18 protein-coding genes are annotated in these 25,196 nt (G+C 38.6%); 15 read left to right on the forward strand and 3 right to left on the reverse strand.

The genetic code is table 11. From position 1 onward, the window contains the following. Window positions 1-79 precede the first annotated feature (79 nt). From MWU56_RS09880 to MWU56_RS09950, 15 genes are all read left to right on the forward strand, one after another. On the forward strand, window positions 80-2,494 hold the full coding sequence (locus MWU56_RS09880; protein ID WP_247044107.1) for a TonB-dependent receptor: 2,415 nt from the start codon (window positions 80-82) through the stop codon (window positions 2,492-2,494). Window positions 2,495-2,514: 20 nt separating this feature from the next. Continuing rightward, window positions 2,515-3,858: a hypothetical protein gene (locus MWU56_RS09885; protein ID WP_247044109.1), complete on the forward strand. Its 1,344-nt coding sequence runs from the start codon at window positions 2,515-2,517 to the stop codon at window positions 3,856-3,858. Window positions 3,859-4,040: 182 nt separating this feature from the next. Then, window positions 4,041-5,552, forward strand: coding sequence for an ankyrin repeat domain-containing protein (locus MWU56_RS09890; protein WP_247044111.1), 1,512 nt, complete (start codon window positions 4,041-4,043; stop codon window positions 5,550-5,552). Window positions 5,553-5,560: 8 nt separating this feature from the next. Then, on the forward strand, window positions 5,561-6,058 hold the full coding sequence (locus MWU56_RS09895; RefSeq protein WP_247044113.1) for a DUF2271 domain-containing protein: 498 nt from the start codon (window positions 5,561-5,563) through the stop codon (window positions 6,056-6,058). Window positions 6,059-6,064: 6 nt separating this feature from the next. Next, a complete protein-coding gene (locus MWU56_RS09900) occupies window positions 6,065-8,260 on the forward strand; it encodes a PepSY domain-containing protein (RefSeq protein ID WP_247044116.1) in 2,196 nt (731 codons plus the stop codon). A 110-nt stretch (window positions 8,261-8,370) separates the two neighbouring features. Further along, window positions 8,371-8,772: a hypothetical protein gene (locus MWU56_RS09905; RefSeq protein WP_247044117.1), complete on the forward strand. Its 402-nt coding sequence runs from the start codon at window positions 8,371-8,373 to the stop codon at window positions 8,770-8,772. A gap of 153 nt (window positions 8,773-8,925) precedes the next feature. Further along, on the forward strand, window positions 8,926-10,008 hold the full coding sequence (locus MWU56_RS09910; RefSeq protein WP_247044122.1) for an efflux RND transporter periplasmic adaptor subunit: 1,083 nt from the start codon (window positions 8,926-8,928) through the stop codon (window positions 10,006-10,008). A 26-nt stretch (window positions 10,009-10,034) separates the two neighbouring features. Beyond that, window positions 10,035-13,301, forward strand: a complete 3,267-nt coding sequence (locus MWU56_RS09915; protein ID WP_247044123.1) for an efflux RND transporter permease subunit — start codon at window positions 10,035-10,037, stop codon at window positions 13,299-13,301. Then, entirely contained in the window at window positions 13,291-14,718 is a 1,428-nt protein-coding gene (locus MWU56_RS09920; RefSeq protein WP_247044124.1) for a TolC family protein, read from the forward strand. Before MWU56_RS09915 ends, MWU56_RS09920 begins: the two co-directional genes overlap by 11 nt. A 464-nt stretch (window positions 14,719-15,182) precedes the next feature. Continuing rightward, on the forward strand, window positions 15,183-15,512 hold the full coding sequence (locus MWU56_RS09925; RefSeq protein WP_247044126.1) for a hypothetical protein: 330 nt from the start codon (window positions 15,183-15,185) through the stop codon (window positions 15,510-15,512). 248 nt (window positions 15,513-15,760) lie between these two features. Continuing rightward, window positions 15,761-16,135 (forward strand): hypothetical protein, encoded by a 375-nt coding sequence (locus MWU56_RS09930; protein WP_247044127.1) that lies wholly within the window; start codon window positions 15,761-15,763, stop codon window positions 16,133-16,135. Between the two features lie 141 nt (window positions 16,136-16,276). Beyond that, window positions 16,277-17,203 carry a FixH family protein gene (locus tag MWU56_RS09935; RefSeq protein WP_247044128.1) on the forward strand — a complete coding sequence of 309 codons (927 nt, stop codon included), beginning with the start codon at window positions 16,277-16,279 and terminating at the stop codon, window positions 17,201-17,203. 1 nt (window position 17,204) lies between these two features. After that, window positions 17,205-19,190 carry a TonB-dependent receptor plug domain-containing protein gene (locus MWU56_RS09940; RefSeq protein ID WP_247044130.1) on the forward strand — a complete coding sequence of 662 codons (1,986 nt, stop codon included), beginning with the start codon at window positions 17,205-17,207 and terminating at the stop codon, window positions 19,188-19,190. Window positions 19,191-19,221: 31 nt separating this feature from the next. Continuing rightward, window positions 19,222-20,082 (forward strand): MbnP family protein, encoded by an 861-nt coding sequence (locus MWU56_RS09945; protein ID WP_247044132.1) that lies wholly within the window; start codon window positions 19,222-19,224, stop codon window positions 20,080-20,082. A gap of 57 nt (window positions 20,083-20,139) precedes the next feature. Continuing rightward, entirely contained in the window at window positions 20,140-21,165 is a 1,026-nt protein-coding gene (locus MWU56_RS09950; RefSeq protein ID WP_247045227.1) for a cytochrome-c peroxidase, read from the forward strand. 422 nt (window positions 21,166-21,587) lie between these two features. Here MWU56_RS09950 and MWU56_RS09955 read toward each other — a convergent pair whose 3' ends face one another. The 3 genes from MWU56_RS09955 to MWU56_RS09965 form a co-directional block, all read right to left on the reverse strand. Then, a complete protein-coding gene (locus tag MWU56_RS09955) occupies window positions 21,588-21,881 on the reverse strand; it encodes a type II toxin-antitoxin system RelE/ParE family toxin (RefSeq protein ID WP_247044134.1) in 294 nt (97 codons plus the stop codon). Next, window positions 21,868-22,110 carry a type II toxin-antitoxin system ParD family antitoxin gene (locus tag MWU56_RS09960; RefSeq protein ID WP_247044135.1) on the reverse strand — a complete coding sequence of 81 codons (243 nt, stop codon included), beginning with the start codon at window positions 22,108-22,110 and terminating at the stop codon, window positions 21,868-21,870. The genes MWU56_RS09955 and MWU56_RS09960 overlap by 14 nt, the downstream gene beginning before the upstream one ends. Before the next feature lie 326 nt (window positions 22,111-22,436). Continuing rightward, window positions 22,437-25,067, reverse strand: coding sequence for a carboxypeptidase-like regulatory domain-containing protein (locus MWU56_RS09965; RefSeq protein WP_247044136.1), 2,631 nt, complete (start codon window positions 25,065-25,067; stop codon window positions 22,437-22,439). Window positions 25,068-25,196: the final 129 nt, after the last annotated feature.

Here is a 25,196-nt window from a genome sequence, read left to right on the forward strand (position 1 = left end):
ACAATCAACCTTTGATTTAGATTTGCAAATCTAATTATTTAGATTAAATCTTAATAAGAATAGCGAAGTTTTATTTTCAATGTACAAACGACTATTATTAGCGATATTAATTCCCTTGGCCACATTTGGGCAATCAGACCAAGGCAGTTTACATGGAATTGTAAATAATCAAGATGGAGACCCTTTGCCTTGGACCACCGTACTTATTGAAAATACACGACTTGGCGTACAAACGGATGAAAATGGCAAGTACCATATTTCAAATATTCCAAATGGAGACTATGTAGTTACCATTTCTTATATAGGTTTTAAGACGTTATCCAAAAGAATCACCATCTCTGAAAAGCGAAAGGATATACGAATGAACTTTACGCTTATTGAAAATGCTGAAAATTTGGATGAGGTAACTGTCAATGGAAAATCAAAAGAAACCATACTGGAAACTAAAGGGTTTGCAGTCAGCGCTTTAAGCACAAAGGAGATTAGCCTAAGAAATGTTCAGGCCAACGAACTATTGAACACAACGGTAGGTGTAAAAATAAGACAGAACGGTGGGTTGGGATCCAATGTAGAATATTCGCTTAATGGATTATCCGGAAGTGCTGTTCGTATTTTTATTAATGGTATTCCAATCTCCACTTATGGCTCTTCATTTAACCTGAACAGTATTCCTCCATCAATGATCGAACAAATTGAGGTATATAAAGGTGTGGTTCCAGGGCATTTGGCAGATGATGCACTTGGTGGCGCAATCAATATTGTTTTGAACCAAGCTGCAAAAACTAATTTAAACGCCTCTATTTCTTACGGATCTTTTAATACCCTACAGACCAACGTTAATGGAACTTATCGTTTTGACAAGTCGGGCTTTACCGTAAAAGGGTCGCTATTCCATAATTATTCGGACAACGATTATAAAGTCTCAGGCAGAAGCGTTGTGGTGACTGGATTGGGTGGCGTACAGACCCCCATTACTGCCAGAAGATTCAACGATGCCTATAAATCGACTGGAGGAATGGCTCAAATTGGCTATACCGATGTAAAATGGGCTGATCAGTTTTTAGTTGGTATTACTGGTTCTGATTCCTATAAGGAAGTACAACATGGAGCTTTTATGACCATCACACCCTATAAGGACCGATTTCTTGAATCAGATGCACTTTTGGCCAACTTAACCTATCAAAAGAAAAATCTTTTCACTAAAGGTTTAGACGTGAGTGTGAACGGTTTATACGGCAAACGCAACAGAATAGTAAACGATACCGTTCCATGGGCTTACAGTTGGGCAGGTGAACGGGCGATTGATTATAAAGGGGACGAATACCAATATTCTTGGGGGTCTCAGCAAGAAGGAGGCCCTACGCTAGCAAAAATCCAAAGAAACGTTGCCTCTATTAGAACAGGAGTCTCTTATTCCATCAACAACAACCATAAAGTGATGCTTAACCATGTATATAGTGGAGTGGATAGAGAAGATAGTGATGCTTTGAGATCTATACTGGAAAACACCTTTACCGGAACCAGAGATCTTGATAAAAACATTTATTCTTTAACTTATGAGTTATCGGCATTCCAAAACAAACTAAAGGCCAGTTTGTTCGGTAAACATTACCAACAAAAATCAACAAGTGTGGATGCTGCCATTGAGACCGATATCAACGGAAATGAACAAATCGTAGATGAAGTTGTCAGCAGCAATAAAGAATATGATGGATACGGATTTGCTTTCTCCTATGCAATTATTCCCAATATCACCCTTTTAACATCAGCTGAAAAAGCGATACGCTTACCCAACGAAACCGAAATATTTGGGGATGACGGGGACAATGTTGTAGCAAACTCCAGTATTGATCCAGAACAAAGCAATAATTACAACCTAGGGTTTAGGTTGGGGACCTTTTCTTTAAAAAAGCACGATTTTACTGTTTCGACCAATCTATTCATGCGAAACATTAAGGATCGAATTGGTTTGCCCATTGAAACATCGCTCAATGTGGATGATGAATTGATTCTATATGTGAACCAAGGAAGTGGAACATCAAAAGGAATAGACGCTCAATTTAATTATATGTACAACAATAATTTTGGGTTCAACTTTAATGTTTCAAAATTTGATTTAAAAATTGAAAATAATGGTGTGGAAATAGATGTTCCCAACACACCATTTTTTACCATGAACGGGAGCCTACGGTATTCCTTTAAAGATTTAATTCAAAAAAACTCCAGATTAAATCTTTTCTACACCATGTACTTTACCGATGATTTTTCATACTTGGTTTCCCAAGGGTCAAATACTATTGGAGACGATTTTTTTAAAGTTCCTGAGCAGTTGTCACAAGATTTTGGCCTCAGTTATGCTTTTCCAGGCAACAAGTTTGTAATGAGTTTGGATGTGAAAAATATATTCGACAAACCAGTTTACGATAACCTATCGGTACAGAAACCGGGAAGAGCTTTTTATGTAAAACTTAATTATACAATCAATAAATTCTAACTACCTAAATTTCATTTACAATGAAACATAAATATTTAAATTTTAGAAACTTATCTATCGCAACATTGCTAATGGGCCTATTGGTTTCATGTAGTAGCGATGACACGGAAACCGTACCAAATCCAGGTCCAGATCCAAGCGAAGGGTCAAGATGGATAACTGTAGCTGCTGCAAGAATGGGAGACGAACCAGGAGATGGTAATGGAGGAACATTAATCTATTCCATTAGCAGCGAAGAAGCCAAAGATCCAACGGTATCTATTGAACCTTTTGAGAATGGATTTATAGCACCTTCCAATAGGACTGCCAGATTGCAATCATCAGAAGATGGCAATACGATATTCAATATCAGCTATGCTGGAGATACTGGTGGCAACTATACCAAATATACTGTAGAAGGTGGTCAAACTTTTACCCCAACAGGCACGGAGATCAGTATTGCACCCTATGTAGGTTCTGCCCCTAGATGGATTAAATTGTTTGATGGAGATCAAACTGGAGCCGCTGTCTATGTTTCAACGGAACATCAGTTTGACGAAGAAGACAATTATACACGTACAGAAGCTACGATGGGCATTGTTACTTTAGATCTAGTAAATTCACAAATAATAAATTATGAAGAACACATTGTGGCCTTAAGCGAAGAGGAAGAGTCAAATGGGTACTATATTTCCAGAATTGACATGCCCACGCTAAATGCCGCAGGAGATAAACTATATATTGGTGCACGTTTGAGCAAGGTTGACCCTGCAACTGCCGAAAGTGATAGTGATTTCGAAATTTTAGGTTCTAAAACCATCGTTTTGGATTACCCTTCATTGTTGAACCCAACCGTAATCACTTCCACCGTTGGACACGGAAACACCAACGGTTACCGTAGTATTAATGCTTTCCTTTATGAAGGAAGTGTTTACCAAGCCAATCAAAGTGATCCAGAAGGTTCCCATATCCTAAAAATTGACGCAGACAACCAATACGACGAGTCGTATGTGTTCAATTTGGATGACGCCCTTGGTGTGGAGGGAGCTTACATACTTGCATGGAGACCCGCAGCTAACGGAAAAGCTGTAATTGCATACCGTCACAATGGCTCTGCCGAGGGTGTAGCAGGTCTACAAGGGTTTTTTGCTCTTGCTGATTTAAATGCTAAAACTGCGGAAAAAATAGAGGCAATTCCTTACGATCCAGATTTCTATTTGTTCCAATACCAAGGTTTTGTGGTAGATGGATCAGAAATATATGTAACCGAAGCCCCAGTGGGTCAAAACGGAAACATATATGTTATTGATACCGAAACCGGTGTAGTCACCAAAGGTGCTGAATTGGTAAATGTAGAAGGAAGTCACTTTATAGGTGCGTTCTAAAACCTATTAAGATAATTATATCAAAAAAATCCGTGGGGAGTCTACTCCCCACGGATTACCTTATATAAAATCATTGTATTGAAAAGGAGCAAAATAAATACGTTCGCCAAACATTGGGTAAATTTGTCCTTTGGCAGCAAATTTATAAAACAATACGTTTCACAAGTTAAAACCTTAACATAATGAGAACACAAACAATAAAATCCTTCATGCTTGGTTTAGTCGTTGCACTTACAACGTATACTACACTGGCCCAACAAAGTGGTTCCAAAAACCCGTTTATGGACAGGGAATATTGGGCCTCTCAACCCAGCCTTGCCGATATTGATGCCAAAATTGCAGAAGGACACGCAATCACCCAGGCAAATAGAGGCGGATTTGATCCTACAACGTTCGCCATCTTTAGCGAGAACCCTGTTTCCACCATCGCCCACCTAATTGAAAATGGCAATGATGTCAATAAACGTACGCATGACTCAAGAACCTATATTTTTTGGGCAGCCTCCCGAGGTAACGTAGAGGTAATGGAATATTTAGTTGAAAAAGGCGCTAAATTGGATTTAAAAGACTCCCATGGCTATTCCTTAACCCAGTTTACCGCAGCTGGAGGTCAAAGTGATACAAAAATCTATGATTTTCTCATTGAAAATGGAGCCGATATACAGAACGAAAAAGACCATGACGGTCGAAATGTACTATTGGTCGCGGCCCCTAGGTCAAAAAACCTGGACCTAATCGATTACTTTATTGAAAAAGGTCTTAGTATAAACGCTACGGACAACAATGGAAACGGAATATTTAATTATACTGCACAAGGTGGCAACATAGATGTACTAAAAGCTTTGGTGGCACGCGGTGTATCAACAGAAAAAAATCCAAAAACCAACGAAAACGCAATTCTTTTTGCCAGTCGTGGTGGAAGAGGAACCAGTAATGGCATAGCGGTTTTTAAATATTTAGAAGGTCTAGGACTGGAAGTAGACATTACATCAAAAGATGGCATTACACCATTGCACAACATTTCCCGATCTTCAGAGGTACTTGCACTTTACGATTATTTTATCGAAAAAGGTGTTGATCCAAACGCTGTTGATAATGAAGGAAATACAGCTCTTCTAAATGCATCGGGGCGCAATAAATTAGCCGTGGTCCAATATCTGGCAGAAAAAACATATGATCTAGACCATACCAACAAAGAAGGACAATCGGCATTAACGCTTGCTGTTCAAGACAATAGCGCACAAATTGTGGATTATTTAATATCACAAGGAGCCAAAACAGATGTTTTGGATAAAGATGGGAACAATCTCGCTTATTATCTGTTTTCTTCACGTGGTAACCCCCGAGATTTTGATGCCAAGGTTAAGGCTTTGAGCAAAGCAGGCCTAGATCTCAAAACTCCGCAATCGGACCAAAGAACTGTTTGGCACATGGCTATGGATAAAAACGATTTGGCACTACTTAAAAAAATACAACCATTGGGAGCCGATATCAATGCCAAGGATAAGCAAGGAAATACTGTGTTGCACTATGCTGCAATGAAATCCAATAACACAGATATACTTAAATTCCTTGTTGCCAATGGAGCCAATCCGGCATCAACTACAGAGTTCGGCGAAACCGCGCACGACTTGGCTCAAGAAAACGAGCTTTTAGCCAAAAACAATGTGAGTTTAGATTTCCTTAATCAATAAAATTACGCATGAAAAAAATAATATACCGTTCAGCGGCAACCATTTCCCTTATCATGGTCTTGGTAACACTTTCTTCCTATGTTGAAGCACCTGCTCAAGTATCTTACAAATGTATGATCCAAATGGCAAACTATACTGGAGAGAGAGCCTACGTGGTTGTTTCTCTTATAAATCCAGATGGCAAATACGTCAAAACCATTTACGTTCAGGGAGATGACCCAGAATGGTTCCCGGACCTTAAAGATTGGTGGGCATTTAGCCACGGATCTAATGAGAATATTGATGGTGTTACCGGCGCTACCATAGGTAATGGTGAAAGAAACATTATATCCTTGACCTTTGATTCCACTCAAATTGACAGTGGCCACAAGGTCCGATTTGAGTCAGCAGTTGAAAATCAAGAGTACTATACCGTCGATGCGGAAATAGAACTTAATTCTGCCACTATTCGAGAAAAAATTGACGGAAAAGGATACATCCGTTATATCCGCATGGTGCCAAATTAATATAAGATGACCCATTCGATATGGCGTTATAGCCATTTAATCCTGGCATTAGTATCATCCCTGTTTTTGTTGATTGCATCGATTACGGGGGTGATTCTTGCTGTGGAACCCATATCCAACAAGGTTCAGCCCTTCAGCGTGGCCAATGCGGACGAGCTAACGCTGGCCGAAACCTTGGAAAACTTGAATGCCAAATACGATGAAGTCCTTTCCATTTCTCGTGACCGCAATGGGTTTATTAGTATCTCCGCAATTAAAGATGGGCAAAGCAACCTATTTTATGTAGATCCGTTCACTGGAGAAGAGTTGGGCTCACTTATTGAAAAAGCACCTATTTTTCAGTTCAGTACCAGTTTACACCGTTCACTTTTCTTAAAATCAACTGGCCGGTTTTTGATAGGTCTGGTATCATTCCTGCTTTTTTTAATTGCCATATCAGGCATTGTTCTCATCGTCAAGCGCCAAGGAGGTTTCAAATATTTTTTTGCTCCTGTAGTGCGAGAAAATTTTTCACAATTCAACCATGTAGTATACTCCCGCCTTACACTCTTACCCATTCTGATCCTGGCACTGTCAGGGGTGTACCTATCATTATTACGATTCAACCTGATTCCTGAAGAACAGCTTGTTCACGAAGTAGATTATGATTCGCTACAAGAAACACCTGCAAAACCCTTTCAAGAATTCGAAATTTTTAAGAGTACTCCTTTGGGACAACTCCGAGAACTGGAATACCCCTTTTCCGAATTTGTTGAGGATTATTATACAATTACCCTTAAGGACAGAGAAGTATTGCTTAATCAGTATACCGGTGAGGTCATTTCCGAAAAGAAAAACCCTTCTATCTCCGTAATATCTTCTTGGGCCACCGTACTGCATACCGGCGAGGGAAGCATTATTTGGAGTATCATTTTAGGTCTTGGTAGTCTTTCCATTCCCTTTCTGATGATTACAGGTTTTATCATCTATTTTAAACGACCCAAGATCCGTATCAAAAATAAGTTTTCCAAAAGTGAAAGCGACCATATTATATTGGTCGGAACCGAAGGGGGCACTACACTATTGTTCGCCAAGGTGCTGCACGAGCAACTTTTAAAAACGGGGCAAAAAAGTTATTTGGGGATGATGAATGATTATGGTTCGTTCGCAAAGATGAAGCAACTTATCATAATCACGGCCACTTATGGGCAAGGCGAAGCACCTGCCAGTGCTTCTAAGTTTAAACAATTGGCCACAAAATATCAGCAAAAACAACCCTTTAGCTTTTCAGTTATCGGTTTCGGGTCTACCTCCTATCCAAATTTTTGTCAATTCGCTTATGAGACATACGAGTTGCTGAATGCACAGGAGTACGCTCAAACCTTGGATAAGGTATTCACTGTAAACAATCAATCCTTTGAGGCATTTTCCAATTGGACCAATAGCTGGGCAAAATCTCAAGAAATGACCTTACATCTTGAAAAGCCCAAAACTACATTGGCCAAGAACCATGTGTCCGATTTTGTTGTTGTTGATAGGACTGATCTTGAAAAAGAAGACACTTTTCTACTCATTTTAAAAAATATGAATGGCGCAAGGGTTGCCTCGGGCGATCTATTATCAGTAACTCCGGAAGAAGACGGACATGAGCGTCTCTATTCCGTGGGAAGCCTTGGAAAAAAGACATTGGCCATAAGTGTAAAAAAACACCCCAATGGTATTTGCTCGAACAGATTGGGACAATTGGATAAAGGAGAAATTCTAACCGCAGGGGTCGTCAACAATAGACATTTCCACCTTCCTAAAAGTTCCAAGGAAACGATAATGATCGCTACAGGAACTGGCATAGGTCCCTTTTTGGGGATGATAGCCTCGAACTCTACGAAACGGAAACTACATTTATACTGGGGCGGTAGAGCTCCGGAGTCTCTAGACCTATACAAACCCTATATAGATGAGGCACTAGCACAAAAAAAGCTGTACCGCTTCATTCCTGCCTATTCACGATTGGAAAACGAGAAGATTTACGTTCAACATCTGGTAAAAAAAGACGGCGAACATATTGCAAGAATATTAAAAAAAGGCGGGTGCATAATGATCTGTGGTTCCATCGCCATGCAACGTGAGGTTATGAGCGAGCTAAAAACCATTTGCAACACTTTTCTGAACAAAGACTTGAGCAATTATCAAAACCGTGGACAAATTAAAATGGACTGTTATTAAGTAAGCCATGATAAAAATATCAGAAAATCAATTTTTTTAAACTTGTTCCAGTTTTATTTAAAGTAAAATATTTGTGTGTATTAACTAGGTAACATAGCTTTGTCTCCCAAATGAAAAAGGCATTTGTAAAATATTTGTTTCCTCTGTGCGTCCTTTTATTGGGAGGATTCATCAATTTATACGCAGATTCACAACACACTTCGGTTGATGTAAATGCCTGTTATCATCAAAATTTAGAAAATCAACATTCCTCGGCGACATTCAACTCACTCCAATTGGGGCTGGAGAAAAGGCACTGTACAGAAATCGATGTCGAAGAACAAGAAGAACAAGAGGAAGAGTCAGTATCACATAATTTTTCTTTAGAACCCGGTAGTGCTTTTACCGTCACTTTATTTACCGCCTCATGGGGGCAATTGTTTTTGGAATCCAACACCAACTTTGGGCTATCACATCCCAAAATTGCTTCTTCAACAAAGCAACATGTTAGGTTTCAGATTTTTAGAATATAAGGAAACACTCCAAAAGTAGCTCCACAATTCCTGTGGATACTTACCATCAAATCCATTGATTACTTTCAATAATCTGGGCAGGCCCATGCGATTATTAATTTGGGCCTTTCCATCAATTTTCTCAAACATCAATTATTCTAAATGCATAAAATTATGAGGAGAATTCCCATGTTCATTGGTTTGCTTGTTCTGCTTTGTCATACAAGCTGCGAGTCCAAAAAACACGAAAAAAACGACGAAACCAAATATTTAATAAGTAGCCCAATTAAAAAAGACACTTCCATCACCAAAGATTATGTGTGCCAAATCCATTCTATAAGGCATATTGAACTAAGAGTTTTGGAAAAAGGGTATTTACAGCACATATCTGTGGATGAAGGGCAACATGTAAAAAAAGGACAGCAAATGTTCCACATTATGCCCAACGTTTACGAAGCCGACCTCCAAAAGGCAAAAGCTGAAGCAGAAGTCGCCAAAATTGAATATAAAAACACCAAGTTGCTGGCAGATAGCAATGTGGTCTCTGAAAATGAACTAGCTATGGCAAAAGCGGAATACGATAAAGCCAAAGCAGAAGTTTATTTAGCTGAAACGCATTTGGGATTCACAGACATTAGGGCGCCTTTTGATGGTATAATGGATCATCTGCACGTACGCGAAGGAAGCCTATTGGATGAAGGGGAATTGCTAACTACACTTTCAGACAATACCAAAATGTGGATTTATTTTAATGTTCCCGAAGCTGAGTATTTGGACTATATCACCGGTGGAAATAGGGACAGTAAACCATCAGTGGACCTTCTAATGGCCAATAACAAAAAATTCGATCAATCTGGAATTGTAGAAACTATCGAAGGGGAGTTCAACAATGAGACAGGTAATATTGCTTTCCGGGCTACTTTTGATAACCCTGATGGTATTCTCCGACATGGTGAAACAGGAAGTATTTTAATGAGGGTCCCTCTCGAAAATGCGATACTTATCCCCCAAAAAGCCACTTTTGAGGTTTTAGACAAAAAATATGTCTTTGTGCTGGATAAAGATGATAAGGTTCAACAACGTGAAATTACAATAGGAGCTGAACTACCCCATCTATTTGTGGTGGAAGAGGGACTATCGGAAGATGATAAAGTCTTGTTGGAAGGTATTCGAATGGTGCGAAATGGTGAGAAGATTCATTACGATTTCGAAAAGCCGGAAGAGATTTTGGCCCACTTAGATTTATACACAGAATAATACAAATCCCATAATCTTCTAATAAGATGTTTAAAAAATTTATTCATAGGCCCGTATTGGCAATTGTGATTTCAGTGATCATTGTCTTTACCGGTCTACTCGCTATAAAACAACTGCCCATATCACAGTTTCCACAGATAGCGCCAACCACGGTCAATATATTTATCGCGTACCCTGGTTCAAGCGCAGATGTATTGGTGAAATCGACCCTTATTCCATTGGAAACTTCTATAAACGGTGTTCAGGGAATGCGATATATTGCCTCGGATGCGACCAGTGCAGGAGAAGGTACCCTACGTGTAATCTTTGAACCGGGAACGGATCCCAACCAAGCTGTGGTTCGGGTGAAGACCCGAGTGGACCAGGTAATGCCCTTGCTGCCAGAACTAGTGCAACGTGAAGGGGTCATCATTACCCCCGTACAACCCAGTATGTTGATGTATGTGAACCTGTACAGCGATTCAAAAAACAATGATGAAAAGTTTCTCTACAACTACGCTTACACCAAAATGATTCCCGAAATACAGCGCATAAACGGTATTGCCAGTGCACAAATACTAGGTAGTCGAAAATATGCGATGCGGGTGTGGTTGAAACCAGACCGAATGCGGGCATACAATATTTCAGCTGAAGAAATTTTGGAGGCCATGGAAGACCAAAGTATTTTGGCACGACCCGGACGATTGGGAAGAAGTTCAGGTAAAACGGCGCAATCCTTGGAGTACGTCTTGGTATATCAAGATCGATACGGTGAACCGGAACAATACAAGGATATCATCATAAAAGCCAATGAGAAAGGAGAAATCTTAAAATTGGGCGATTTGGCGGATGTGGAACTGGGGAGCGAGTTCTTTGATATTTACTCCAATTTGGACGGAAAACCTTCCGCATCCATAGTTTTGAAACAGACCTTTGGCAGTAATGGTAGTGACGTTATAGCGGAGGTAAAAGATAAGCTCGATGAACTGGAAGCAGAAATGCCCCCAGGTATCGATTACAAGATCAGTTATGATGTTTCCAATTTTTTGGATGCTTCCATAGAGCAAGTGATTCATACGCTTAGGGATGCCTTTATACTTGTGGCCATTGTGGTCTTTCTATTTTTGGGGGATTGGCGATCTACTTTAATTCCAATTATTGCAGTTCCCGTTTCTTTGATAGGTGCCTTCTTTGTAATGCAGCTCTTTGGATTATCCATCAACCTGATAACCTTGTTCGCTTTGGTTTTGGCCATTGGTATCGTGGTGGACAATGCCATTGTAGTGGTAGAAGCCGTACACGTGAAGATGCATGAAGAAAATCTCACTCCTTACAAAGCCTCGTATGAAGTCTTGGGAGAAATTGGTGGAGCCATTATAGCTATCACTTTGGTAATGACCTCCGTGTTTATTCCCATCTCATTCATGACCGGTCCTATTGGTGTATTTTACCGACAGTTCTCCATCACCATGGCAGGATCCATTATTATATCCGCCATAGTGGCCTTGACCTTAACTCCTGTACTCTGTGCCATGATGTTGAAAAACACCCATGGTAAAGCACGAAGAAAATCACCTATAAATCGATTTATAGATTGGTTCAACAACAAATTTGAAAAGCTCACAGGCAGATATGTAGGTATACTGAACAAGATTGTAAATCGTAGAGCCATCACTTTTGGTATTTTGTTGGCGTTTTGTGCTGGGATTTTCTTTACCAATAAAGTATTGCCCGCCGGATTTATCCCCAATGAGGATCAAGGGATGATTTACGCAATAATCCAAACACCACCCGGTGCTACTTTGGAGCGAACCAATGAGGTCGCCAGAAAACTTCAAAAAATATGTGAAGAAACCGAAGGGGTCGAATCCGTTTCTTCATTGGCGGGATATGAAATTATGACCGAAGGTCGTGGTTCCAATGCAGGTACCTGTCTTATCAATTTAAAACCATGGTCGGAGCGGGAACATTCCGTACACGAGATCATGGAAGAGTTAGAAGAAGAAACCAAGGACCTCGGTGCAGTAATTGAATACTTTGAGCCTCCAGCGGTACCAGGATTTGGTTCTTCCGGTGGTTTCTCCATGCGCTTGTTGGACAAGACCAACGGTACCGATTATCATGAGTTTGAGCGCATCAACAATGAATTCATGGATGCTCTCCGTGAGCGCAAGGAGTTAGCAGGTCTGTTCACCTTTTTCTCCGCGAATTATCCCCAATACGAGTTAAAAATCAACAATAAGGCTGCCATGCAAAAAGGTGTGACCATTGGTAAAGCTATGGAAAACCTGAATATTCTTATCGGTAGCACCTATGAACAAGGTTTTATTCGTTTTGGACGCTTCTTCAAAGTGTATACGCAAGCGGCACCAGAATACAGAGGTATGCCTTCGGACCTTGAGAAGCTGTTTGTTAAGAATGAAGAAGGTGAAATGGTCCCATATTCTGCCTTTATGACGATGGAGAAAAAACTGGGACCTAATGAGATTACCCGGTATAATCTTTATAATTCCGCAGCTATTCGCGGGCTTCCTGCTGCAGGTTTTACCAGTGGAGATGCAATAAAGGCAATTCAAGAAGTGGCCGAACAAAACTTGCCAAGAGGATATGACATTGCATGGGAAGGACTCTCCTATGATGAGGCGCAACGCGGAAATGAATCCATCTACATCTTTATCGTGGTGTTGATTTTCGTTTATTTGGTGCTGGCCGCTCAATATGAAAGTTTCTTATTGCCCCTTGCCGTAATCCTATCCCTCCCAGTTGGAGTATTTGGTTCATTCTTCTTGCTAAAAGTTATGGGGCTGTCCAATGACGTTTACGCCCAAATTGGTATGATCATGTTGGTGGGACTGCTGGGTAAAAACGCAGTATTGATTGTTGAATTTGCAGTGCAGAAACACCGCCAAGGAGCTACTATTTTAGCCGCAGCCATAGAAGGGTCAAAACAACGGTTTAGGCCTATTTTGATGACTTCATTTGCCTTTATTGCTGGGTTGATTCCATTGGTGGTTGCCTCTGGAGCCGGAGCCATCGGGAACAGAACCATTGGTGGTTCTGCTCTTGGCGGGATGCTTATTGGCACCCTGTTCGGGGTATTGGTGATTCCTGGACTCTATTACATTTTTGCCAAAATGGCCGATGGCAAAAGTCTTATTAAGGATGAGCACGATGAACCGATTTCCGAAGAGTTGTTTAAACCTAATGACTCGAGTAAGCTTCGGATGCGTTTGCGTGAAGTAAATCGGCTTTTGAAAAAAATGACCAGTAGAAATGGAAACAATAAGAAAAAAGAGAACAAAGATGAGGAATAGCAAAATATATATTATAGGCGTTCTCGCTGTAGTAGCACTATATTCTTGCGTGCCCTCGCGTGAAATTCGCAGCGAAAACATAAGTGTTCCACAACAATATCAAAATCAGTCCGCTGATACGTCCAATACCGGTATGGTGCAATGGAAGGAGTTTTTTAAGGACCCCAACCTTATTGCTTTAATAGATACCGCCTTGGTGAACAACCAAGAGTTGAACATTATGCTACAACAAGTGGATATGGCAAAAAACATTATCCAAGCTAAAAAAGGGGAATATTTGCCCTTTGTAAATTTTCTGGCAGGTGCCGAAGTAGAAAAAGTGGGAGAATATACTCGCAACGGTGCCGTGGAAAGCAATCTTGAGGTAAAAGAAGGAGAAGAGTTCCCCGAACCCCTGACCAATTATACGGTCGGGGTTTTTGCTACATGGGAAGTAGATGTTTGGAAAAAATTGCGAAATGAGAAAAAAGCAGCTGTTTTTAATTACCTATCCAGTGTTGAGGGCAAGAACTTCATGGTCACGAATTTAGTGGCGGAAATTGCTGATTCTTATTATGAACTATTGGCATTGGACAATCAATTATCCATCATAGATCAGAATTTGAAGATTCAACAAAATGCGCTAAAAATGGTAAAGCTACAGAAACAAGCAGCGCGAGCTACAGAATTGGCCGTTAAACGATTCCAGGCTGAGGTGATGAAAAACCAAAGTCATAAGTACGAGATTCATCAAGAAATCGTGGAAACTGAGAATCGACTTAATTTCTTGATCGGTAGATCACCCAAGCATATTGAGCGGGAGTCTGATAATTTTATTGACACATCCATTGATATCATATACGCAGGGATACCATCGCAGCTGTTGCAAAACCGTCCAGATATTCGCCAAGCAGAATTCGAATTGGCTGCGGCTAAATTGGATACCAAGGCGGCCAAAGCCAGTTTTTATCCACAATTTACCATCAAAGCTGGAGTAGGCTTGGAGGCATTTGACACAAAGTACTTGACCACCACCCCAGAATCCGTGTTGTATTCGGTCATAGGGGATATGGTAGCGCCTTTGATTAACCGGAATGCCATCAAAGCGCAATACAAAAATGCTACGGACCAACAATTACAGGCAGTGTACGAATATGAAAAGGCCATTTTGAACGCCTACATCGAAGTTGTCAATCAGTTGTCCAACATCGACAATCTAAAAAAGAGCTACGATTTAAAAGATGGACAAGTAAAGGCGCTAACGGAATCCATAGACCTGTCAACACGCCTTTTCCAATCCGCAAGGGTTGAATACATAGAGGTGTTATTGGCACAGCGCGAAGCTTTGGAATCCAAGATGGAACTTGTGGAGACCAAAAAAGACCAAATGTTGGCCCAAGTCACCATGTACCGAACCCTGGGAGGTGGCTGGAACTAAAACCTCCTATTTAATTACAATTGGAAACGTATTTAATTTTTGGTTTCCAATAAAGTGAAAGCCATTCTGGAATTTAAAAGAATGGCTTTCTACTTTAAAAATTTAGTATGTTAATAATGTAGGGGAAATTCGTTTTCCATAACAATTATAGCTAACACACTGTCTATACATATGGCAAAGACACCTGGCCGCTAGGAAAAAAGATAATATCTAAGGTATGTGAAGATTATTTACATATAGCTATGTGGAAATCCCAATGATGGATTACTATTATCCTTTTTACGTGATGTATGCCCAATACAGTGAAAAAAATAGAAAGGTTAAACTAGGTTTTATCACAATCAATTTTTAGGTCTCAATTGATTTATGTAGTATTTTTGCATAGAACTTTTAGGCAAGCTTTGAAGCACACGATATTAGCCATATTATTTATAATCCATTCTTTTAAACCAATTGTTCCTTATATGGAATATGCGTTTAACTTTGATTATATATCAACGGTTTTATGTGTTAACAAGGAAAAACCGAAACTGAATTGCAATGGCCAATGTTATCTGGCAAAAATGCTTGCTGAGAACGAAGACAATAATCCGGATAAAGGTATTCCCATAGCTCAATTGGATGTGATGTTTACGCCGCTTTATTTTCAAGAAAGTTTACATGTTGTATTTGCCAATATTCAAAGAAATTGGGAGAAAACCAATATTGCTTTTCTAAAAAGTGAGTATTCCTTTACTTTCACTGAACATCCTTTTAAACCACCTATTTCTAAGCTTTCTACATCTTTTGTATAGCTGATCTTTACGCTTTTAATTACATGACGTGTTCTCGACTCATTGATTAATGGGAAATTCACGAACACGAAATTGTACCGCTTACAGTTCTTCTATACACTAAAACGAACGGCACCATATGTAATGTGATGACATTACACAGCCGTAATACTCACTATTTATCCCAAACCGTTCAAGAAAAGAATGGCCAATAAGCTTGGTATATGCACCATAGACCAAAATCAAATGCTTAAGCCTAAGAAACTTGTATGAAAAATTGTATAATCATATTTGCATTGTTTATGCTCCTTAAACCAATGGTTCCGATCATGGAGTACATTGTGTTTTATGATTATATCAAAAATGAACTATGTGAAAACAAGGATAAAATAGAATTAAAATGTAATGGTAAATGTTATTTGGCTAAACAGTTGGCCAAAGCTTCCGAAAAGGAAAAAAACAATAAAGACAAAAAAACCTTAACCATAGAGACCACAATCGTGTTCTTTCAAGAAATTATAAAGAGTTTGGAGTTAAGCATTGACCATTTAAATCGAAATTCAAAAATAACCGAATACTACAACGCTTTATACGACCTCTTAAGCGTTGCAAATTTATTACGCCCGCCTATCCGAGTAATTTAAAACAAACTGTGAATAGCGCTGCTCCTACTGCTATTCACTTTCACACACCATTTTGCTGATACGACCTCACTTTCAAATCAAAAACAAGTGAATTCCGATCGGTATAGGTGGTGATTTCTAACAGTTTTAAATTAATCAATAATGAAGGTTTTCAATCTTGTCATAACTGTAATTTTTATTACTGGTATGATGTCTTGTACTCTGGATAAAACGGATTATGAAGCGGAATTAAGTGCCGTCGTCACCGATGAACATGAGTTTGAAGAAGCTGCTTCATTCAATAGCAATGGTTATCAAATTAACCTAGAAGCTTTGAACGGCACACTTTTCAAAGGTTACAATGAATTGCGTTTCAACATCACCGAAACCGCATCAAATCAAGCTGTACAAAATGCTGAAATAACATTTTTACCTATTCGACGAGATGCCGATGAAGAGGCCTATTCTTGTCCACATGGGTATGAGGTAACGTATGATTCAACCAACGACTATTATTCCAGCTACGCCGTTTTTGACTATGAAACAGCTACTGATGCCAGTTGGGAATATTATTTCTCCATAACAATTGATGACGAAACCTTTACAGTTCTACAAGAAATTACGGTGGAGCCTCAGCCCAATATGAATTTGAACATGACTGCTTTTACGGGCAATGATGGCGAGCAATACTACATTGCCTTGATTGCTCCAAAAAGCCCCAGTGTTGCTGAAAATGAGCTGATAGCAGGCATTTACAAGTACGACAGACCTGAAGCCGAGATTGGGAGTTTCCCAGATCCGTCCCAGTTTTCGTACAGCGAAGTTCAAAATGCGACCTTGTTCTTGGATCCAAGAATGCCAGAACCTTCCATGGGAAACCATTCCTCACCAAACAATCAAGATTTAACACAAGGTGATGATGGATTGTACTACGGAGTGGTCAATTATACCATGACAGGAAATTGGACTTTGAATTTTATTCTACAAAGTTCCAATGGAGATGTAATCAAAGGTACGGAGGTGCCAACGGATTTTACTCCTGGAGTAGAAGGCGAGAGAGGTGAACTTCATATTGATATACTGTTTTAAGATGATGCGATTTTTAACAATAACATTACTTCTGCTTACCATTAAAATGATGGGACAGGAAGAAGATGTACCCTTGGATAGCATTCAGGAATTGGAGGAAGTTGAGGTTACGGCCACAATAAAAAAGAAAATTGAAACAGCCATGAAAATGAATGTTTCGGTGGATGAATTTTTGGCCTCTTCCGATGATATTAGCTTTATCAAAAGAGGTGCCTATGCATGGGAGCCTTTATTGAACAACATGGGAATGGAGCGCTCTACAATCACGATCGATGGCATGCACATCTTTGGCGCATGTACCGATAAAATGGACCCTGTGACTTCGTATGTGGAAAGTAACAATCTGGCTTCGGTAAACATTACTTCGGGACAAGAAGGAAGTTCCCATGGAGCCACCATTGCGGGCAATGTGGATTTAAAGAGTAAGAGCACTCCCTTTAGCATGCAATCCAATTGGACGGGATCTTATCAAACTGGTTTCGAACTGAACAATAAACAGTTCTATAATCAGGGAGATATAGCCTATTCCAGCCGAAATTTTGTGGCCGAGGGAAGTATATCTTACCGTAGCGCGGAAAATTATTCCGATGGAAACGACCAAGAAGTGGACCATTCCCAATATAAAAAGTTCAATACCTCTATTGGGTTGGCCTATAAAACAAGTGATTTATCATCCTTGAGGGTCGATGCGATATTCGATGTTGCAAAAGATGTCGGGTATCCAGCGTTACCAATGGATTTATGGCTTTCACGAGCTATCATAACATCGGCAACCTATAAGCAATTCTTTCAGGAAGGAATGGTGAAAGCATGGGATACCAAGGTGTATTACAATGCTATCGAACATTATATGGACGATACCACGCGACCAGAGAATTTGGTTCATATGGACATGCCGGGTTGGAGCACAACTTACGGGTTGTTAACCAAGTTGCACCTTAGCAAGAATAGATTTAATTCGGAAATTCAATTGAATGCTTATGATAATCTATCTATTGCTGAAATGCGCATGTATCCACAGGACCGAAGTGAACGAACCATGTTTGCATATAGTTGGCCATGGGTCACCACACAGTATGCCGGATTTTCCATGAACAATTCTCTAGAGGTTTCGGAAGAGGGAGAGCTTAACTTTGGCGGCTCACTAGGGGTGAATTACAACCATTCTAAATATGTGGATTTCAATTGGATTTTTTATCCAGGGGCACCACAGGAAAAAACGCGTTGGTTACCAAGTTTATACACGGGTTATAAACAACAAGTAAACCAATTTGATTTTTCCATTGGTATTGGATATGGTCACAGAGCGCCCTCTGTTTCGGAAGGATATGGGTATTATATCTACAATAGTTTTGATAGGTATGATTATATTGGAAATCCCGATTTAAAGAATGAGGTCTCTTACGAGTTAAATGCTAGTGCAGGCTACTCAAATGAAAAATTTAGCTTGGGTGTCAACGTTAATTATTTTTATATCCAAGACTATATTATAGGTAGGATTTTGAGTTTGGGGAGCCCAATGAACTACCAATCGGTAGGTGTTAAGGGATACACATCACTGGACTACGCCACCCTGTTCAATTTTTCTTTGAACTCTTCCTATGCGATCACTCACGATCTGCACTGGAACGGCACTTTGGCCTACGCCAGAGGACTGGATGATGACAAAGGAAATTTACCGTTTATAAGACCTTTGAGCTATCAAACCTCGCTTCATTATCAAAGTGGGGCTTTTGGATTTCAAACCACCCTGAACGGAGACCTTGAACAAGAACATTACAGTCCGGAATATGGAGAGGACTTAACACCGGCATACACCATCTTAAACCTATCCGCAGATTATACTTTTAAGTTAAACAATTATAAAACTGTACTTCAAGTAGGAGCAGAAAATGTATTGAACCAATATTACAGCACCTATGCAGATTGGGGAAATATACCGAGAATGGGGAGAAATTTTTTCGCCTCTTTACAAATCAATTTTTAAAATAAACCTTTAATAAATCAATAATCATAACATGAAAAATTTTAAAAACATCCTTTTAGTCTTTACGCTTTCAATAGCAATTCTATCGTGTAGCAACGATGATGAAGATCCTGTTGCCAACGACGTTACTTTGACCTTCAACAACACCTTTGGAGATGAGACCATTGTTTTGGGTGGTGCTGCATCGGCATCGGCAACTGAAAATACATCAACAGAAGGGCAAGCACATCATTTTTCAGAGGTCAAGTATGTAATTAGTAATATTCGTTTAGTTCAAATTGATGGTACGGAAATACCTTATAACATTAACGATTTGGACAATGGAGCCACGGTAATCAATTTATCAAACCCATCTTCGTTGGACTATGTTTTGAGTGAAATCCCTACCGGTGAGTACAACCAGATAAAATTTGGTCTGGGTGTAAAAAGCAGCTTAAACACATTGGATCAAGTTAGTTTTCCAGACTTTTATGCTTTGGCCGGAGCAAATGACACCGAAATGCACTGGGAATGGGGAACTGGTTATCGTTTCACTAAAATCGAAGGTTTCTATGACACCGACGACAAAACACTTTCAGTACATACGGGAAGTACTGTAGAGGGTACTATTGACGACGAATCCACGTACACACAAGGTGTGGATGCATATAGAGAAATTACGCTTGATTTACCTACCAATGCCATGGTTGGCAATAGCGCACCAATAATTTCCATTAAGGCTGATTTTGATATGCTTTTAAGTGGAGCTACCAACACCATTATCTTGGGTGAAGGCAATGCCACACCTAGCATACATACGGCAGCAAATATGGTATTGTTTGTGGACAACCTGGGAGGCAACGGATCTACCGATACCACCGGAATGTTTTCTATTGAAAGTGTAACTAACTAAAATAGTTAAAAGGGCTGCTTGAAAAACAAGCAGCCCTTTATAACCATTGAACAGAGTATGAAAGCCATAAAATTTTTAATAGGGTACATCGGGTTAACAATGATAGTGTCGTGCAGTACGGATGATCTAGAAACGGTCCCTTTCGAAAATCCTGAGGTTGAATTGTCAATACCTGCGAACTTTCCAGCTCTGAATGATGCTTTTTTTTCAAATGTACCAACACAGTATGGCGTGGCGCTTGGGGAACAAATATTTTTTGACAAACGTCTCAGCACGGATAATACCATTTCGTGTGCGAGCTGCCATATTCAGGAAAATGCTTTTGCCGATAATAACATTCAGGCTATTGGTGTGGAAGGCAGGGTGGGAATACGTAATGTTCCACCTATACAAAATCTCGCATTTATGCAATTCTATAACTGGGATGGAAGTAAGTTGAAATTGGAGAATCAACCCTTAGTGCCTATTATTACCCACGAAGAAATGGATTCATCAATCCTGGAAGTTATGGGAAAACTGGAGGCTGATTCCGAGTATCCAGAAATGTTCAGAAAAGCATTTGGTGATAGTGAGATTACCCCTGACAGAATTTATAATAGTATTGCACAATACGAATACACCTTAATTTCTTCAAATAGCATTTATGATCAAGTAATGAAGAATGAAGGGGTCGATTTTACCGAAAGTGAAGCGCATGGCTATCAAATATTTCAACAAAAATGTGCCAGTTGTCATAGCACCGAATTGTTTACCGACCAAAGTTTTAGAAATATAGGTTTTCCGATCAATACAGATTCCAATGAAGCAGGTAGAGCTAGGGTAACAGGTGACCTTGAAGATTCTATGAGCTTTAGAGTACCTTCATTGCGCAACGTTGAATATACTGCACCATATGGTAGTTTTGGCCAGTTTGCCACATTAAAAGACGTACTGGATTATTTTGACAATGGTGTGCTGTATTCCGACAACTTGGATGAAATTTTTAAAAACAACGGCAATCGTATTCCATTGACCGAATTGGAAAAGGAAAATTTAATTCTCTTTATGAAAACCTTGAGCGACCTAACATTTATTTCAAAATAATAAGTATCTCAAACCCAATACTTCATATATACTACTGAGCGAAGTAATTTTAGCAATCAAAGTAAACATTTCCAATCCTACCAAGTAGTTTTCACATTGCTTATGTTGGTTTAATTGTCCTAATAAAACTTTAAGTTACTTATAGATTTTTAAAAAATGTTATTGGCAACCTAGACACATTTTAGGTGCAGTTTTAAATGTAAAGCAGGAGATTTTTGATTTTTCAAGAGTTAAAAAGTAGCCCTGGCAAGAATCGAACTTTTCTCTCGGACCCCTAGTTTTATTGGGGATTCCACTTTTTGATTTCAAAATGTTGACGATTTGTGAACTTTTATGACCGATTTGTCCTTCGTCATATCAAAGATAAACAAACAGCTGTAAATGATTGAATTATAAATTAAAGTCCATAGCTTTTATAAACTTTAAAGATGCTCAACAAAATTCATGCGTTTGCCCAACACCCTGACAATAAAAATTTCGTCATCACTATCAAATTGGTAGAAAATGACCTGAGCTTTATAGCTGTAGTATTTTAAAGAGCCGGAAATGGCCGATGCGTCTTTGGCCAATTCTGGGCGTTCGGCGAGTTCCTCTAAAAAACTTTCCAAATCCAATAAATACTTAGAGGCCTGATCAGGACCAAAAAACTTTATACCGTATTTATAAATCCCAACTAAGTCATATTGGGCCCTGGTAGATAAATTATAATTGCCCATTATCAACCTTTGTGATAATGTCACTTATTTTGAGATTACTTCTGCCACTTTGCAATCCATCATCAATTGCGGCCTTAAGCTCCGCGAGTTTCATGTTCTCTTCCTGGTCCTTTCTTACCAAATCCCTTATATATTCACTATCATTGGTAAAGTCACCTGATTGAACCCTAAGCTTTATCCAACCATCTTGTTGATTTGTAAAAGTAATTGACTTTCTAACTGTTTCCATAAACCTATGTTTGTGATGCAATATAATACTTTTTTGCACCACTTATGATGTGTACGGTACTTTTCAAAATTTATAGTGAGAATTTACTCCTCGCTAATAGGTTAGTCAGCTATTGTTTATTTGAACTTTAAGATTCTATCATTTGTTAAATACTGCCTTACTTTCTCAAAAGTGTCTTTTTCTTGAACTTTGAAAATTATCCACAACCAAATATTCCCAACCGCAAAATCCAAAAGAATTGCTTTGTGAAGTACGTTTACATAAACATTCCGAAGGTCAATACAAAAGATCGGGGTGTCTATATCTGACCAAATGAACAAACATCTCTATATATTTATATTTAACAAATTTTGATTCACATTCTTAAGACTTAATCTAAACAATTTCACATCTTTTGTTTCAGAAGGCGAGCCGTAATTCTTATAAATAGATATTTTTAGATAGCTTGGTGTTAAATGAGTATTCCCCCCATAGTTATTATTAATCAACCACTTTCCTGCCAAAGATGCGTTGTCAATAATGTATTCCTTACATGTACATCTCAAATTTTCTCCCAACTCATAATTTGACAAATTTTTCCATTTGAAATATCGGTTTTTAGGATCCACGAATTGTAATTCTAAACTAGCATTTTCATCGTTCCACTCAAAAATCACCCTGGTACCCTCTTCAATTGGAAGTTTGTCATGATCATTAAATTCCTCAATATTTTCCGTTAATATATTCTCACCGCTATTGGAGATTAAAACATTAAAATTTCGGACTATTATAGGGTGGGAACCATCAACATCAGCAACCAGGAATTCTTGATTCAACAAATAATTATATCTGCCATAAATATTTGCTGACTTTATATAATACCCATTTTCTGAATATGACCGAGCAAGGTTTAGAAATGACTGAGGTGAGTTGGGTTTTAGTTTGTAAATCCTTTCATAGATTTCCATGGATTTTTCGTACAATCCATGCGCATCATAAATATATGCTAAAGCCTTAAGATATTTGGTTTCCTTTGAGAAAAGAGAGCCTTTTTTCTCAATTATCTTCTCATGAAGGTTCTCTTCTTCCCAATAATCTAGAAAATAATTAATCATGTCCAAAAAGAAATAAGGAGATGTACTATAGGAGTTCTTATACTTAACATAAACTTTGGACGCCGATTCAAAAGAAGGCGAGGACTTAATGTCCTTAAGGTATTCGGGCAGATTAGCCAGATACTCCCGTTCACTAAGAGCATCACCTTTATATAGATTGGTTTCTTTTCTATTATTGGGGATAGCAGTGATTAACTCCGAATTAGGCGAGAAATTGGCTCCATTTGTATTGATAATAAAAAGTCCTCCCGATGCAATACTTCCATACTTTCTTGTAGCATTGACCCCTGCTAATTTTGAGATTCTTTTGATGTTGTCCGTATTAAGAAAATTAGGGATTTCACTGTATAATATCCCATCTACTTCATAAACGGCAGGTCTTGGGTTTAAGATCGATGTCCTGCCTCTTAAAAAAATAGCTACATTATCCCCGCCATTTGAAAGCTCAACGGTACCTAACTTAACTCCTGAAAAATTTTGCTCAATTAAACGTATTAGATCCGTAGGCCGTGAAGTTAAGCTACCAACATCAACAACTTCCATTGCAATAGAAGCCGTCTTTTTTTCAATAATACCAAAACCTGTCTTAATTATATGTTCATCATTATTGTATTCTTCAAACAATTCTTTTTGAGACCTCTTTTTCTTTTCTCTTCCAGTTACCGTAACGTTGGATAATTCATTAACTTCTCGTTTTAAGTTAATGTTAAGGTTGTACGTGTTTTCCGTAACTTTTCTATGCGCATTTTCCATCCCCAAATATGAGAAAAACAATTCATCATCAACTTTTGCCATAATATTATAACGTCCATAGGAGTCTGTAAGTGTTCCTGTTGCAGAAAACTCTCCCAATTTTACTGTGACATTTGGTAACGGATCCCCATCATTAAAGACCATTCCAGAAATATTTCGATACACTGTATTTTTTACATTGAATTTTTCAATTAATGGATTGTCCTCAAATTGCTCATGTAATACCAATTTGGCACGCTCTTTTTTAATATTTTCAACTTTTGTGTCGTCAACTAAGGCTAATGTATTTAAAGAGAAACTCATCGCATCACCTCTAAATTTCGTCCATTTGTCCTGACTTGCATACCTTCTATATGAATAACCAGGTTCATCGCTTGCAGATAGGACTAGGTCGATATTATTTCCATATACTTTTAACAGTTCCAAACCTATCATAAAATCATCATCGATAAAGATTCCAAATTTTCTTAAATCGACCTCTTCAGGCCCATAGTTTTTTGTAATTGTGTGTAGTATATTTACTTTATTAATTTTTTCTTTAGGCTCAATTGTATTTCCTTTATATATATTCACCCTCATTAACAAACTGTCAGATACATTTTCTAAGACCCTAAAAATAAACGAGTTTAGTTTCCTCGTTTTTTTATCAACATATATTTTCGTAACCAATTCGGCACCTAAGGACCCATCACCTCTCCAATAGCCTAACTTCTTTTTGCTCTGAAAACTAAATCCGATTGTTTCATCTCTATATTTTTCCTTTCTTTTAACAGAGACTACGACTTCATTTAATTGATAAATATCTTCCTCTAGCGAAATTTTATTATTTGGAATTTCTTTTAACTCTTTAACCTTAATTCTTTTGGTAACGAAGCCAATCGATGATATTTGAACTATTGACTCATTTGAAATTTCAGAGTTTAGCATTAATATAAATTGACCATACTCATCACTAACAGTTCCAATCCCTTTGTTAACAATGCCAATATTTACATAAGGTAATCCTAGACCGGTTTTTGAATCAACAATAATACCTTTGATATCATTGTTTTGTGAGAACAGGGTAAAGGGTAAAAAAACAATTAAGTATATAAGTTGTTGCATCTTCATAAAACGAATCTTGATAACTACAATTTAAAGAAACTACACAAAATCTGAAGATTTTATTAGGTTTAATATAAAAACAATATTAATCTATCTGTAAATCGTGTTTCTGTGATTTTGTACTCACCCTTGTAT

Source organism: Allomuricauda sp. F6463D, assembly GCF_023015965.1.
In the GTDB taxonomy this organism is placed as follows: domain Bacteria; phylum Bacteroidota; class Bacteroidia; order Flavobacteriales; family Flavobacteriaceae; genus Flagellimonas.

Bases quoted from the DNA above. Each gene is read 5' to 3' on its own strand.
- MWU56_RS09880 (WP_247044107.1), top strand. From the start codon at position 80: ATGTACAAACGACTATTATTAGCGATATTAATTCCCTTGGCCACATTT.
- MWU56_RS09885 (WP_247044109.1), top strand. From the start codon at position 2,515: ATGAAACATAAATATTTAAATTTTAGAAACTTATCTATCGCAACATTG.
- MWU56_RS09890 (WP_247044111.1), top strand. From the start codon at position 4,041: ATGAGAACACAAACAATAAAATCCTTCATGCTTGGTTTAGTCGTTGCA.
- MWU56_RS09895 (WP_247044113.1), top strand. From the start codon at position 5,561: ATGAAAAAAATAATATACCGTTCAGCGGCAACCATTTCCCTTATCATG.
- MWU56_RS09900 (WP_247044116.1), top strand. From the start codon at position 6,065: ATGACCCATTCGATATGGCGTTATAGCCATTTAATCCTGGCATTAGTA.
- MWU56_RS09905 (WP_247044117.1), top strand. From the start codon at position 8,371: ATGAAAAAGGCATTTGTAAAATATTTGTTTCCTCTGTGCGTCCTTTTA.
- MWU56_RS09910 (WP_247044122.1), top strand. From the start codon at position 8,926: ATGAGGAGAATTCCCATGTTCATTGGTTTGCTTGTTCTGCTTTGTCAT.
- MWU56_RS09915 (WP_247044123.1), top strand. From the start codon at position 10,035: ATGTTTAAAAAATTTATTCATAGGCCCGTATTGGCAATTGTGATTTCA.
- MWU56_RS09920 (WP_247044124.1), top strand. From the start codon at position 13,291: ATGAGGAATAGCAAAATATATATTATAGGCGTTCTCGCTGTAGTAGCA.
- MWU56_RS09925 (WP_247044126.1), top strand. From the start codon at position 15,183: ATGGAATATGCGTTTAACTTTGATTATATATCAACGGTTTTATGTGTT.
- MWU56_RS09930 (WP_247044127.1), top strand. From the start codon at position 15,761: ATGAAAAATTGTATAATCATATTTGCATTGTTTATGCTCCTTAAACCA.
- MWU56_RS09935 (WP_247044128.1), top strand. From the start codon at position 16,277: ATGAAGGTTTTCAATCTTGTCATAACTGTAATTTTTATTACTGGTATG.
- MWU56_RS09940 (WP_247044130.1), top strand. From the start codon at position 17,205: ATGATGCGATTTTTAACAATAACATTACTTCTGCTTACCATTAAAATG.
- MWU56_RS09945 (WP_247044132.1), top strand. From the start codon at position 19,222: ATGAAAAATTTTAAAAACATCCTTTTAGTCTTTACGCTTTCAATAGCA.
- MWU56_RS09950 (WP_247045227.1), top strand. From the start codon at position 20,140: ATGAAAGCCATAAAATTTTTAATAGGGTACATCGGGTTAACAATGATA.
- MWU56_RS09955 (WP_247044134.1), bottom strand. From the start codon at position 21,881: ATGGGCAATTATAATTTATCTACCAGGGCCCAATATGACTTAGTTGGG.
- MWU56_RS09960 (WP_247044135.1), bottom strand. From the start codon at position 22,110: ATGGAAACAGTTAGAAAGTCAATTACTTTTACAAATCAACAAGATGGT.
- MWU56_RS09965 (WP_247044136.1), bottom strand. From the start codon at position 25,067: ATGAAGATGCAACAACTTATATACTTAATTGTTTTTTTACCCTTTACC.